Here is a 13,278-nt window from a genome sequence, read left to right as displayed (position 1 = left end):
ACGATGCTGAATTCTAGGCGTTCTTGCGCGCCCAAGCCAGTCGGCATGCAGATTTGCCAGGTTTTTGAGACGGGCAGCAATTCGTCAACGGCGCCCTTTGGCGGATAACGCTCGGGTATACTGCCGCGTTTTGTGATGCCCTTGCAGGTTCGGCGACAGTCCGCGAAAACTTCGCTTACGGATTATTTTCCGTCAAGCCGTATTTTTTCGGCCAGCCTGTGCAGAGGGTTTTCGGGACTATTTTTGGAGTTTTACATGCTCGAGCAGGCTCAACGCGTCCTCAAGGACATCTTCGGCTACGACAGTTTTCGTGGCCGCCAGGGTGCGATCATTGAGCGCGTGGCCAAGGGGGGCGATGCCCTCGTATTGATGCCGACCGGCGGCGGCAAGTCGTTGTGCTTCCAGGTGCCGGCGCTGCTGCGCAATGGGCTGGCCGTGGTGGTGTCGCCGTTGATCGCGTTGATGGACGACCAGGTGGCGACCCTGGAAGAACTGGGCGTCGCTGCCGCTTCGCTGAACTCCACCCTCAGCGCCGAGCAGCAGCGCGACCTGGCGGCACGCATCAAGCGCGGCGAAGTCAAGATGCTTTACCTTGCCCCTGAACGTCTGGTGCAGCCGCGCATGCTGGCGTTTTTGCAGAGTTTGGAAATCGCCCTGTTCGCCATCGATGAAGCCCACTGTGTTTCACAATGGGGTCACGATTTCCGTCGCGAATACCTGCAGTTGGGCCAGTTGGCCGAGCTCTTCCCCGATGTGCCGCGTATCGCCCTGACCGCCACCGCCGACAAGCGTACCCGTGAAGAAATCGTCGAGCGCCTGCACCTGCAGAACGCCGAGCGTTTCCTGTCGAGCTTCGACCGCCCGAACATCTTCTATCGCATCGTGCCCAAGGAGCAGCCGCGCAAGCAGTTGCTCGCGTTTCTCTCCGAGCGGCGCAGCGATGCGGGCATCGTGTATTGCCTGTCACGCAAGAAAGTCGATGAAGTGGCCGCGTTTCTCTGCGAGCAGGGCTATCCGGCGCTGCCGTACCACGCCGGTTTGCCCAATGAAACACGCTCGGCGCACCAGAAGCGTTTCCTCAACGAGGAAGGCCTGATCATGGTAGCCACCATCGCCTTCGGCATGGGTATCGACAAATCCAACGTGCGTTTCGTGGCCCATATGGATCTGCCCAAGTCCCTCGAGGCGTACTACCAGGAAACCGGTCGTGCCGGCCGTGATGGCCTGCCGGCGGACGCCTGGATGGTCTACGGCCTGCAGGACGTGGTGATGCTCAAGCAGATGCTGCAAAACTCCGAAGGTGACGAGCGCCACAAGCGTCTGGAGCAACACAAGCTCGATGCCATGCTTTCGTTGTGTGAAGAGACCCGTTGCCGCCGTCAGACCTTGCTGGCGTATTTCGACGAAGACATGCCGCAGCCCTGCGGTCACTGCGACAACTGCACCGATGGCGTGCAGACCTGGGACGCCACTGAGCCCGCACGCCAGGCGTTGTCGACCATCTACCGCACCGGCCAGCGTTATGGCGTAGGCCATCTGGTGGATGTGCTGCTGGGCAAGGACAACGAAAAGGTCCGCAGCTTCGGTCACGAAAAACTGTCGGTCTACGGCGTGGGCAAGGCCCGTGCCGAAGGCGAGTGGCGCTCGTTGTTCCGGCAGATGGTCGCGCGTGGCCTGGTGGACATCGACATCGAAGGGTTCGGTGGCCTGCGCCTGAACGACAGTTGCCGCCCGCTGCTCAAGGGGGAAGTCAGCCTCGAACTGCGCCGCGACCTCAAGCCGCAGACCACCGCCAAGAGCAGCACCAGCCAGGCCAGCCAACTGGTGCGCTTTGAGGAGCGTGAACAGTGGGAAGCCCTGCGTACGCTGCGCCGCAAACTGGCCCAGGAACACAGCGTGCCGCCTTACGTTATTTTCCCCGACTCCACGTTGTTGGAGATGCTGCGCGAGCAACCCACCACCATGGCCGAAATGGCACGGGTCAGTGGCGTGGGTGCGCGCAAGCTGGAACGTTATGGTCAGGCGTTCCTTGAAGTGCTCGGTGGCCAGGCCGAAGCGCCGAAGGAAGTGGCCGATATCCGCCACGAGCTGATCAGTCTGGCACGGGCCGGCATGACCCCGATCCAGATCGCCGGCCAATTGCAATGCTCTGAGAAAAACGTCTACACCCTGCTCGCCGAAGCCATCGGCGATCAGCAGTTGTCGCTGGAGCAGGGCCTGGATTTGCCGGAAGATCTGCTCGGCGAGATCCAGGACGCGTTCCTGGATGGCGAAGGCGAATTGCCCCCCGTGGCCGAGATCGCGCCGCTGTTCACCGGGCGCGTTCCTGAAGGCGTTTTGTACTGTGTACGGGCCGCCTTGCAGTCTGAATTCGAAATTTAGTGTGCCAATTACGACAATGTAACGAATCAGTACATAGCCACTCTTGCCTACTGACATGGCTCATGCTTAGCTGGCTAATAATTAGCCACAATTTATTTTCAGTCTAAATCATGAGTTTTTTATGCCGTTAACCGATCAACACCGCTTTGGTATGCAGTTGGCGCAAATGTCCCGTGGTTGGCGCGCCGAGCTGGATCGCCGTTTGGCGGGTCTGGGTTTGTCCCAGGCGCGCTGGCTGGTGCTGCTGCACCTGGCCCGTTTCGAAGAAGCGCCCACTCAGCGTGAGCTGGCTCAAAGCGTTGGCGTGGAAGGGCCGACCCTGGCTCGTTTGCTCGACAGCCTCGAAGGTCAGGGACTGGTACAGCGCCAGGCCGTGGTAGAAGACCGTCGTGCCAAACGCATCCTGCTGTGCGATACCGCCCGCCCGTTGATCGAGCAGATCGAAACCATTGCCACTGCCTTGCGCCATGAGCTGTTCGTGGGGGTGGATGAGGCTGACCTGCGTGTGTGCATGCGGGTGCATGGGCACATTCTGGCGAATCTGGAAAAGTCCTAGGCGGCGCTTATGCCTGGCGCACCTGGTTTGGTGAGCTGGCTTGCAGTGGCAGGGCGTGCTTGCCCCGCGTTGGGCTGCGAAGCAGCCCCACCATCGTTACCGCAGTTATCCAGATAAACCGCTGCGTCTGGTTTTCAGGGCCGCTTCGCGCCCCAGCGCGGGGCAAGCCCGCTCACCACAAAAATCCTGCGCACCCCATAACACGCCGCTATAGGGGTAATGTTCTATCAGAACGTCTGTCCCAGATTCAGATACACCGCCCTCTGATTGTCATCATTGAACCCGTAGCTGAAATTCAGCGGTCCCAACGGCGTATCAAAGCCCAGGAAAATACTCGCAGCATTGATGTAGCCGCTGTCGAATTCGTTGTCGTTGTTCCAAGCCCGGCCCCGCTCCAGGGACGCGCCCAGGTACAGCGGGAAATCCAGCGGCAAGTACGAACGCGGCGTCAGTCGGCGGTAGTACACCGCGCGCATCAGGCTGATGTTCTGCCCCGAGATCGCATCCTGACGGAAGCCCGACAGCTGCCGCGCACCGCCCAGCAGGAAGCTGGATATCACCACGTCCGAATCGTCCAGAGTACGCCCGTAGCGTCCGCCCAGCACCAGCGTGTCCGGGCCGTGGCTCATGGCCTTGTCCAACTTGAATTCCCACTGTCGATAGCGCTGGTCCGAGCCCAGCCCTGGTGCGAATTCGCGGAAAGCCAAGCCGATGTCCTCGCCGGTGTGCGGGAAGTAGACGTTGTCCAGGGTGTCGAAGGAATACTTGAGCTCATAGAAGCCTTCGCTGAAGCTCACACTCGGCAGGTCGCGGTCGCCAATGCGCACATCCGCCTTGCCCCAGGCTTCGCCGACGCCGAAGCGGATCTCGCCACTGTTGCCGATTTGGCGTCCTACGTTCAGGCCGAATCCGTAGCGTTCCAGGCGGTATTCGGAGATGGGGTCGTTGTCCAGGATCAGCTCAACGTTCTGCGCCTGGGCGCTGAGGTAAGGTGCGACGAAGTAACGTGAACCGGCGTCCATCGGTTGGTAGAACTCGCTGTACAGCTCCTGCCGGTCGCCGATCTGTACGCGCGTCAGCCATTCGGCGCCAAGGCGGTTGATGCCGTTCATGCGGTAGCTCGCGCCGAGGTTGAAGGCGCTGTCGCCACGCATGTCGTCCGACAGGTTCAGGCCCAGGCGCAGGTAGTCAGTACCACTGCGCTTGCCGCGCGCGCTGATCACCAGGGTGTTTTCCTGGCCCTTTTTCACCACGCGGTATTGCACCTGCTCGAAGTAGTCCAGGCCGTACAGCGTGCCCATGTCGGTCTGCAGGCGACCCAGTTCCAAGGGTTCGCCCAATGGCTGGCGAATGTAGTAGCGGATCACGTCGTCGCTGACTTTCGAGTCGTTTTCCAGCTTGATTGCGGTGATCACTGGGGTTCGTTCGCCCGGCGTGCGTGCAGCCACCAGGGTCGGGTCGATGGGTTCGGCGGGGCGTAAATGCGCCAGGCGTAGGTCGAGGGCGCGGGTGGCACGGTAGCCGGCGTCGATCATGTCTTTGGCGCGGCCGAAGTCGGTCACGCCGTAGGCGGCCAGGGGCGGTTGGATCAGTACGTCTTTGGGGTTCAGGGCCTTGAGCTGTTCTTCGGAATTGCGCCGGGTCATTAGGGTAATGGACTGGTTAAGCACGTCCACCACGGTTGCCAGTTGCTTGCGCGAGCGCAGCGGGGTGCCGATGTCCACCACGATGGCGATATCCACCCCCATCTCCCGCGCCACGTCCAGGGGGATGTTGTCGGTCATGCCGCCATCCACCAGCAGCCGGCCGTCCAGCTCCACCGGGGCGAACACGGCGGGGATCGACATGCTGGCGCGGATCACCTGGGGCAGGTGGCCTTTGCTGAACACCACTTTTTCGCCGGTGGTGATGTCGGTGGCCACGGCGCGGAAGGGGATCGGCAGCTTGTCGAAATTCCGCGTGTTACTGCTGTGGGCGAACATGCTTTCCAGCAGCAGCGCCAGGTTCTGCCCCTGAATCACCCCCAGCGGCAGGCCCAGGCTGCCGTCATCACGAAAGCTCAGCTTCTGTTTGACCAGGAAATCGCGGTCATCCTGCTTGCGCCGAAATGGCACGTCTTCGCGCGGCGGCGCGTCGGACAAGGCCTGCTGCCAGTCGATACTCAGCGCCAGTTTCTCCAGCTCATCGATCTTGTAGCCCGAGGCATACAGCCCGCCAATCACGGCGCCCATGCTGGTGCCGGCGATGGCGTCGATATGGATACCCTGTTCCTCCAGCGCCTTGAGCACGCCGATATGCGCCAGCCCACGGGCGGCGCCGCCGGACAGTACCAGGCCGATTTTAGGGCGTGGCGGCTCTACGGCATCGGCAAGTAAAGGGAGGAGGCACAGGAAAAGACAGGACAACAGGCGGCGCATCATGAATCTCGAGGCTGGGCGATAAAGGCCGGTATTATAGCCACCCGTTTCTCCTCCCTCGTTATGCCTGGAGCCAGTCAAATTATGTCCGCGAGCAAACCCGAGATTGTCATCACCTATTGCACCCAGTGCCAGTGGCTGTTGCGCGCGGCGTGGCTGGCCCAGGAGTTGTTGAGCACCTTTGCCGATGACCTGGGCAAAGTGTCGCTGGAGCCGGCGACCGGCGGTGCGTTTCGCATCACGTGCAATGGCGTGCAGATCTGGGAGCGCAAGCTGGACGGTGGTTTCCCGGAAGCCAAGGTGCTCAAGCAGCGCGTGCGCGATCAGATCGACCCGCAACGCGACCTCGGGCACAACGACCGTACAGCGTGACGGCCACCGCCGCGGGCGGACGGTGACCGGGCGGTACGTTGCTATTTCTCGGCCATCTTGCTTTTGATCAAGCCCACGACCCACGTCAACACCAGGCCGCCTAAGCCGCCGCCGACCACATTGCTGCCGACCGTCGCCACATCCAGCGCTTCAGCGCCCGGGCTACCGGTCATGACCGAGACGAGTTGGCCCAGGACCAGCCCGCCGATACCGCCCAGCAGGGTATTGAGCCCGGCGCCCAGGCTCTGTTTGGTCATGCCGGCGAGGTTGCCGCCGATGGTGCCGCTGATGATCTGAACCAATACGTTGATGAGCATTTCCATGATCAAGCCCTTGCATCGCGTTTATGGAGTGACCCTCGCGTGCAGCAACTTCAAGCGTCATGGCTGTCGTCGAGCGGTCGGTTATCCGTTGAACGACGGCAGACTGTTGCGGATGTTCGGAGTATAGATCAGGCCGTTGCAGCGGGCTGCTTGGCTTGGCTGGCGCTGCCCATCAGCCCTGAGAGCACGATGGCGGCGATGATCAGCACGCCGCCCAGCAGCATGCGCAGGGTCGGGGTTTCGGCAAACAGCAGCCAGGCCGCCGTGATGCCGTACACCGGCTCCATGGCAAACACCACCGAGGCGGTGCGCGCCTTGATCACCGCGAGGCTGGCAACAAACAGGCTATGGGCCAGCCCGGTACAGAACACCCCGAGCAGACCGATCCACAGCCAGTCCAGCGCGCGTACCTCGGTCAAACCCGGCGCCGCCACTGGCAGCAGACACAGCGCGACCACCACGTTCTGGCACAACGCTGCCTGCACCGCCGGAATCCGCCCGGAGCTGGCACGGTTGTTCAGCGACAGCAGCGAGAACAACAGGCCCGAGGCGATGCCCCAGAGCAGGCCACCGGTGGCTTGGCTGGCAAGGTCGAAGTCGGGGGTCACCAACACCAGCCCGATGCTGACCAGCACCACCAGCACGATTTCATTGGCGCGGATGCGTTCGCGAAAGATCAAGCCTTCAAGGATCACGGTAAACGCCGGAAACGCTGTGAACCCCAGGGTGGCAACCGCAACGCCGGCCACCTTGACCGCCATGAAGAATGTCACCCAATGCGCGGCCAGTAGCAGGCCGCTCACCAGCAGGCGGCGCCAGTCGCGACGTTCGAGTGGCTTCCACGCCGTGTTGCTGGCGAATCGCGCGAAAATCGCCAGGGCCAGGACGGCAAACACGGCGCGGCCAAATACGATGATCGACGGTGAGGCGGCGGCCAGCTTGCCGAGTACGCCGGTAAGGCCAAACATTAACGCGCCGATATGCAGGGCGCCGAGGGCTGAGCGGGGAGTCATTGCGATCCTTGAACCAACGGGGTGACAGCTTCGCAGTCTAGAGGGTGGCGGGGCAGGCGTCTGTTGCGAGGCTCTCGATGTTTAGCGCCAGACTCTCGCTATCCAGACCGCCGCAGGGCTCCCGGAGACGCCCCGAACTCGCGCAGCATGGCGGCGGCAAATGCACTTTGCGAGGTGTAACCGACGCGTTCGGCGATTTCGCCAACCGGCAGCGAGGTGTCGCGCAACAGGTTCAAGGCCTTATGCAGGCGACGGCTGCGAATGTAGTCCATGGGTGTTTGCCCGCATTCGGCGACAAAACGCGCATGCAGGCGCGCCACCGAGAGCTCGGCGATGCGCGCCAGGTCAGCCACCTGCAAGGGGTGCGCGACGTGCCGTTGGATATGCGCATCGAACGCGGCATAGGGCAGGCGTCGGCCCGGCTGCGGTTGCGCCAGCGCCAGCGCTTGATTGAGGCTGGCCAGCAACAGCACCGCACCTTGCTGCACGATCAACGTGTCGTTCACCGGGCTGTGGGCCAGCCATTGCACTAATTGGTGCTGCCGGGCATCCAGAGCCAGGCGCGCGGGTTGTTCGAGCAGGCGGCGGCTGGCATCGGCGTGATCACCCAGCGATTGCAGCAGCCAGTGTTCGGTGGGTACGTCCAGCACCAGGCAGCGGCTGCCATCGCGGCTGCCGCAGGCGTGATGAGCGGAAAAAGGCAGGACCATCACGCTGCTTTCACGCACCTGGCTGGCGCGGCCCTCGACTTCCAGGTCCAGATGTCCGGACAGGCCGAACACCAATTGCGCATGGTCATGGCTATGGGCGATGGGCGCTTCGAGGTAGTGGCGTAGCGTGAGGGTCGGGCTCATCGCGGTCTCCTGGGTCGCAGGGCGCCAGTCTACAACGCTTGGCGATTGATGGGCGCTGTCATCAGACTGACGCACGGCTGTCATGGGCTATTAATCGCCAGGGCGCAAGCTCGTCAAAACAGCGTCGAGTGATGCCCATGACCAGTGCCGAGTTGACCAAGCCCAGCCGCAAGCAACGCGTGCGAACCCTGTGGATTTCCGATGTGCATTTGGGCACCCGGGATTGCCAGGCTGAACACTTGTCGCAGTTCCTCAAGGGTTACCACGCCGACAAGGTGTACCTGGTGGGCGATATCATCGACGGTTGGAAAATGCGCGGCGGCATGTATTGGCCCCAGGCCCACACCAACGTGATCCGCCGGCTGCTGACCATGGCCAAGCGCGGCACTGAGGTGATCTACGTCACCGGCAACCATGACGAGTTTCTGCGTCGCTACTCCAAGCTGATCCTGGGCAATATCCAACTGGTGGACGAGGCGGTGCATGTGACCGCCGACGGCCGCCACCTGCTGGTGATCCACGGCGACCAGTTCGATGTGATCACCCGCTATCACCGCTGGCTGGCATTTCTCGGCGATTCGGCCTACGAGTTCACCCTCACGTTGAACCGCTGGTTGAACCACTGGCGCGCCCGGTACGGCTATGGCTACTGGTCGTTGTCGGCGTATTTGAAGCACAAGGTCAAGACGGCCGTGAGTTTCATCAGCGATTTTGAAGAAGCCATTGCCCACGAAGTGACCAAGCGCGAATTACATGGTGTGGTGTGCGGGCATATTCACCATGCGGAGATCCGCAAAGTCGGCGAGGTGGACTACCTCAACTGCGGGGATTGGGTGGAGTCGTGCACCGCGTTGATCGAGCACTGGGACGGGCAGATCGAGTTGTATCGGTTGGCGGATGCGCAGGCCAAAGAGGCGCAGTTGAAAGCGCAGGTGGCCGCAAGCTGAAAGCCCTGCTCAGGTTAAATGTGGAAGCGCGCCAGCTCCCACATTTGAGTGCGTGTCCTGTCAGTTGGCGCGCGAGACGTCCGCGATTGCTTCTGCCAGCAGCGCCAACCGCGTCGCATCAGCGCCGGCCACGTTGGCCCGCCCGGAACTGACCATGTACACGCTGTGCTTCTCGCGCAGCTGCTTGACCTGCTCGGCACTCAAACCCGTGTAGGAAAACATCCCACGCTGCGCGCCGATATGGGCAAACCGCTCGGCCAACCCATGGGGCGCCAACGCTTCGACCAACCCTGCACGCAATTGGGCGATGCGCGAACGCATGGCTTCGACTTCGCCACTCCACAGCGCTTTGAGCTGCGTGTCACCGAGGATGGTTGCCACCACAGCGGCGCCGTGATCCGGTGGCGTCGACCACAGATTGCGCGCGATATTCGCCAATTGGCTGCGCACATCGGTGAGTTTTTCCGCGTCGGCGGCACACACGATCAAGGCGCCGACCCGGTCGCTGTACAGGCCGAAGTTCTTCGAGCAGGAACTGGTGATCAACACTTCCGGCAGTTCGGCGGCAAACAGGCGCACCGCCCAGGCATCCTGCTCCAGGCCATCGCCAAAGCCTTGGTAGGCAAAGTCGATCAATGGCAGCAGATGGCGCTCGCGCACGATCTGCAGCACTTGATGCCAGTCATCCTGGGACAGGTCGAAACCGGTGGGGTTGTGGCAGCAGGCATGCAGCAGCACCACGTCGCCCTCTGGCACGCTGGCCAGGGTGGCCAGCATCGCCGCCACATCCAGGCGGTTGTCGGCGCCTACGTAGGGGTAGTGGCAGACCTTGAGCCCGGCTTTGGCAAAGATGCTTTCGTGGATCGGCCAGGTCGGGTTGCTCAGCCACACGCCACGGCCCGGCAGGCTGTGGGCGATAAAGTCGGCGCTCAGGCGTAGGGCGCCGGTACCGCCAGGGGTTTGCGTGGCGCCGGCACGCCGTGCGTGAAGCAGGGCCGAATCGGCACCGAGTACCAGTTCGCTGATCCGCGCGCCGAAGGCCGCATTGCCATGCCCACCGATGTAGGTCTTGGTGGTCTGGGTGTCGACCAGGCGCTGCTCCGCCAGTTTTACCGCCTGCGGAATCGGTGTCAGGCCCTGATCGTCCTTATACACACCCACCCCCAGGTCGAACTTGTTCGGGTGGGTATCGTTGGCGTACAGGTCCATCAGCCCGAGGATCGGATCGCCGGGCACGCGGCCAATGGCATCGAAATGCATTACTTGCGGCCCTCGGCGCTCTTGGCCACTTCGTCGGTGCGCGCGGCCATGATGAAGTCGTTGCGGTGCAGGCCTTTGATCGAGTGGCTCCACCAGGTCACGGTGACTTTGCCCCATTCGGTGAGCAGGCCTGGGTGATGGCCTTCGGCTTCGGAGATCTCACCCACGGCGTTGGTAAAGGCCAGGGCGAACTTGAAGTTCTTGAACAGGAAAACCTTTTCCAGCTGCATCACGCCGTCGCGCACTTCGATGTTCCAGTCGGGGATCTGCTTGATCAGCACCGGCAGTTCTTCATCGCTGACTTGCGGGGCGTCGGCGCGGCAGGCTTCGCAGTGGGCTTGGTTCAAGGTGGTCATGGGGGTGTCCTGAATTCGAATGAGTGAAGATCAGTGGGGGTTACCCTAAAGCAACGCAGGGCCAGGGAAAAGACTCACCTGGCCGCAAAACCTCAGGTTCACGCAGCCTCTGGTTTGGGCGGGACTGCCTTTGGGGGGAAGAGCGGCGTATGCAGACCCAGCTGCATGCCGCGTTCGACCATGCCCATGATGTCTTCCTGGGCCACGTCGAACAGGCGCTTGAGCTCGGGAAGCACAAAATAGAGCGGTTGCAGGATGTCGATCCGATAAGGCGTGCGCATCGCTTCCAGTGGGTCGAACGCCTGGTGCCGGGGTTCGGACGACAGGCTGTACACCGTCTCTTTGGGCGACGACAGAATCCCGCCACCGTAGATGCGTCGGCCAGCGGGCGTGTCCACCAGGCCGAACTCGATCGTCATCCAATACAGGCGCGCCAGGTACACGCGCTGTTCCTTGGTCGCGGCCAGGCCGAGCTTGCCGTAGGTGTGGGTGAATTCGGCGAACCAGGGGTTGGTCAGCAGCGGGCAGTGGCCAAAGATCTCGTGGAAAATATCCGGCTCCTGCAGGTAGTCCAGTTCTTCGCGGGTGCGAATAAACGTCGCCACCGGAAACTGCTTGCTGGCGAGCAATTCGAAGAAGGTCTGGAAGGGAATCAGCGCGGGTACACGGGCCACTTGCCAGCCGGTTGTCTCGGCCAACACCTTGTTGATCTCGCCCAATTGCGGAATACGGTCCAGGGGCAGCCCTAGTTTGTCGATGCCGTCCAGGTATTCCTGGCAGGCGCGGCCTTCGATCACTTTCAGTTGGCGCGTGATCAGGGTGTTCCACACCGCGTGTTCTTCAGGCGAATAGTGGATAAAACCTTGCGCATCGGGCTCGCGGGCCACGTACTGCGTCTGCTTCATACGGCTCTCCTGCTAGGCATTCGTTTTTGTTATGTCCTGCTGTGCCTGTATTGATACCCCGTTGATGGTGGGATTCCATCGGTCTGGAACGTGCTGGCGTAGGAAAATGCGCGGCTATTCGTAAAGTATTCGTTACGTATACGCGCTTGGTCGCTGTATCGGGCTGGGAAAAGCACACAACCTGTCACATAATCTTGACGACTATCTGCGCTCAGCGACAAAAAGACGCGGCGCCTACCCACCTTTTCGGGCCTTTTCATGCGTATCAAAGTGCACTGCCAGAACCGCATCGGCATCCTGCGGGACATTCTTAACCTGCTGGTGGAGTACGGCGTCAACGTCGCCAAGGGTGAGGTCGGCGGGGAGCATGGCAATGCCATTTACCTGTTCTGCCCGAACCTGGTGAACATGCAGTTCCAGGCGCTGCGCCCGCAGTTCGAGGCCATCGCCGGTGTGTTCGGTGTGAAGCGGGTAGGGCTTATGCCCAGCGAGCGTCGGCATATGGAGCTCAACGCTTTGCTCGGCGCGCTGGAGTTTCCGGTGCTGTCGATCGACATGGGCGGGTCGATCGTCGCCGCCAACCGTGCGGCCGCGCAGTTGCTCGGCGTGCGGGTCGACGAGGTGCCGGGCATTCCGCTGTCGCGTTACGCCGAGGATTTTGACTTGCCGGAGTTGGTGCGCGCCAGCAAGTCGCGGATCAACGGCTTACGGGTCAAGGTCAAGGGCGACGTGTTCCTGGCGGATATCGCGCCCCTGCAATCGTCCGAACACGATGACAGCGAGGCCATGGCCGGCGCCGTGCTGACCCTGCACCGCGCCGACCGCGTGGGTGAGCGCATTTACAACGTGCGTAAGCAGGAGTTGCGCGGCTTTGACAGCATCTTCCAAAGCTCCAAAGTCATGGCGGCGGTGGTGCGTGAAGCCCGGCGCATGGCGCCGCTGGATGCGCCTCTATTAATAGAGGGTGAAACCGGCACCGGCAAAGAGCTGTTGGCGCGCGCCTGCCACTTGGCCAGCCCGCGTGGGCAATCGCCGCTGATGGCGCTCAACTGCGCCGGTTTGCCGGAATCGATGGCCGAGACCGAATTGTTCGGCTATGGCCCCGGCGCATTCGAAGGTGCGCGGGCCGAAGGCAAGTTGGGGCTATTGGAGCTGACGTCGGGCGGTACGTTGTTTCTCGACGGCGTGGGGGAAATGAGTGCGCGCCTGCAGGCGAAATTGCTGCGCTTTCTGCAGGACGGTTGTTTCCGCCGGGTGGGCAGTGATGAAGAGGTCTATCTGGATGTGCGCGTGATCTGCGCCACCCAGGTGGATTTGTCCGAACTCTGCGCCCGTGGCGAGTTCCGCCAGGACCTTTATCACCGGCTCAACGTGCTGTCCCTGCATATTCCGCCGCTGCGCGAATGCCTGGATGGGCTGGCGCCGCTGGTCGAGCATTTTCTCGATCAGGCCAGTCGGCAGATCGGCTGCCCGCTGCCCAGGCTGGCACCGGCGGCGATGGAGCGGCTCAGTCACTATCACTGGCCGGGCAACGTACGGCAGTTGGAGAACGTGCTGTTCCAGGCCGTCTCTTTGTGTGAAGGCGGGACCGTCAAGGCCGAGCATATTCGCTTGCCGGATTACGGCGTGCGTCAGCCCCTTGGCGATTTTTCCCTGGAGGGGGGGCTGGAGACGATTGTGGGGCGCTTCGAGAAGGCGGTACTGGAGAGTTTGTACGCCGAGCATCCGAGCAGTCGCCAGTTGGGCAAGCGGCTGGGGGTGTCGCACACGACGATCGCCAATAAATTGCGCGATTATGAAATTCTCAAGGGTGATAAATAGGCATCAAGAGGGCAGCTGCGCAGCCCGGCGCAGGGCAAGCCTGCTCAGCACAACAAAACGGCTCACCAACGC

The 13,278-nt window shown here is 61.9% G+C and carries 12 protein-coding genes; 5 read left to right on the top strand and 7 right to left on the bottom strand.

From position 1 onward, the window contains the following. Window positions 1-255: 255 nt before the first annotated feature. Both recQ and KZX66_RS07360 read left to right on the top strand, forming a co-directional pair. Window positions 256-2,382, top strand: a complete 2,127-nt coding sequence (gene recQ, locus KZX66_RS07365; protein ID WP_248077963.1) for a DNA helicase RecQ — start codon at window positions 256-258, stop codon at window positions 2,380-2,382. 121 nt (window positions 2,383-2,503) lie between these two features. Next, a complete protein-coding gene (locus KZX66_RS07360; protein ID WP_017527592.1) occupies window positions 2,504-2,938 on the top strand; it encodes a MarR family transcriptional regulator in 435 nt (144 codons plus the stop codon). 227 nt (window positions 2,939-3,165) lie between these two features. Here the strand turns inward: KZX66_RS07360 and KZX66_RS07355 are convergent, their stop codons facing one another. Further along, window positions 3,166-5,355, bottom strand: a complete 2,190-nt coding sequence (locus KZX66_RS07355) for a patatin-like phospholipase family protein (RefSeq protein WP_248077960.1) — start codon at window positions 5,353-5,355, stop codon at window positions 3,166-3,168. Between the two features lie 84 nt (window positions 5,356-5,439). Between KZX66_RS07355 and KZX66_RS07350 the strand changes: the two genes are divergently transcribed. After that, window positions 5,440-5,727, top strand: a complete 288-nt coding sequence (locus KZX66_RS07350; RefSeq protein WP_248077958.1) for a SelT/SelW/SelH family protein — start codon at window positions 5,440-5,442, stop codon at window positions 5,725-5,727. Window positions 5,728-5,768: 41 nt separating this feature from the next. Here KZX66_RS07350 and KZX66_RS07345 read toward each other — a convergent pair whose 3' ends face one another. From KZX66_RS07345 to KZX66_RS07335, 3 genes are all read right to left on the bottom strand, one after another. After that, window positions 5,769-6,050: a hypothetical protein gene (locus KZX66_RS07345; protein WP_248077956.1), complete on the bottom strand. Its 282-nt coding sequence runs from the start codon at window positions 6,048-6,050 to the stop codon at window positions 5,769-5,771. 128 nt (window positions 6,051-6,178) lie between these two features. Continuing rightward, the gene (locus KZX66_RS07340; protein WP_248077955.1) at window positions 6,179-7,063 is read right to left on the bottom strand and encodes a DMT family transporter; all 885 of its coding nucleotides are present in this window, start codon (window positions 7,061-7,063) and stop codon (window positions 6,179-6,181) included. Window positions 7,064-7,161: 98 nt separating this feature from the next. Beyond that, on the bottom strand, window positions 7,162-7,917 hold the full coding sequence (locus KZX66_RS07335; RefSeq protein WP_248077954.1) for an AraC family transcriptional regulator: 756 nt from the start codon (window positions 7,915-7,917) through the stop codon (window positions 7,162-7,164). A 137-nt stretch (window positions 7,918-8,054) separates the two neighbouring features. Here KZX66_RS07335 and KZX66_RS07330 point away from each other — a divergent pair, with 137 nt between their 5' ends. Then, on the top strand, window positions 8,055-8,864 hold the full coding sequence (locus KZX66_RS07330) for a UDP-2,3-diacylglucosamine diphosphatase (RefSeq protein ID WP_248077953.1): 810 nt from the start codon (window positions 8,055-8,057) through the stop codon (window positions 8,862-8,864). Window positions 8,865-8,924: 60 nt separating this feature from the next. On the opposite strand, the gene KZX66_RS07325 is transcribed toward KZX66_RS07330, so the two are convergent. From KZX66_RS07325 to phhA, 3 genes are all read right to left on the bottom strand, one after another. Next, window positions 8,925-10,124, bottom strand: coding sequence for an amino acid aminotransferase (locus tag KZX66_RS07325; protein WP_248077952.1), 1,200 nt, complete (start codon window positions 10,122-10,124; stop codon window positions 8,925-8,927). Next, window positions 10,124-10,480 carry a 4a-hydroxytetrahydrobiopterin dehydratase gene (locus KZX66_RS07320; RefSeq protein WP_213547755.1) on the bottom strand — a complete coding sequence of 119 codons (357 nt, stop codon included), beginning with the start codon at window positions 10,478-10,480 and terminating at the stop codon, window positions 10,124-10,126. Before KZX66_RS07320 ends, KZX66_RS07325 begins: the two co-directional genes overlap by 1 nt. A 98-nt stretch (window positions 10,481-10,578) precedes the next feature. Further along, on the bottom strand, window positions 10,579-11,385 hold the full coding sequence (gene phhA / locus KZX66_RS07315; RefSeq protein WP_248077951.1) for a phenylalanine 4-monooxygenase: 807 nt from the start codon (window positions 11,383-11,385) through the stop codon (window positions 10,579-10,581). 258 nt (window positions 11,386-11,643) lie between these two features. Here phhA and KZX66_RS07310 point away from each other — a divergent pair, with 258 nt between their 5' ends. Beyond that, window positions 11,644-13,206: a sigma-54-dependent transcriptional regulator gene (locus KZX66_RS07310; protein WP_248077950.1), complete on the top strand. Its 1,563-nt coding sequence runs from the start codon at window positions 11,644-11,646 to the stop codon at window positions 13,204-13,206. The last annotated feature ends 72 nt before the right edge of the window (window positions 13,207-13,278 follow it).

Source organism: Pseudomonas sp. EYE_354, assembly GCF_023148575.1.
Lineage (GTDB): Bacteria > Pseudomonadota > Gammaproteobacteria > Pseudomonadales > Pseudomonadaceae > Aquipseudomonas.
The sequence above is the reverse complement of the archived record's forward strand: the minus strand, read 5'-3'. Positions and strand labels throughout refer to the sequence as shown.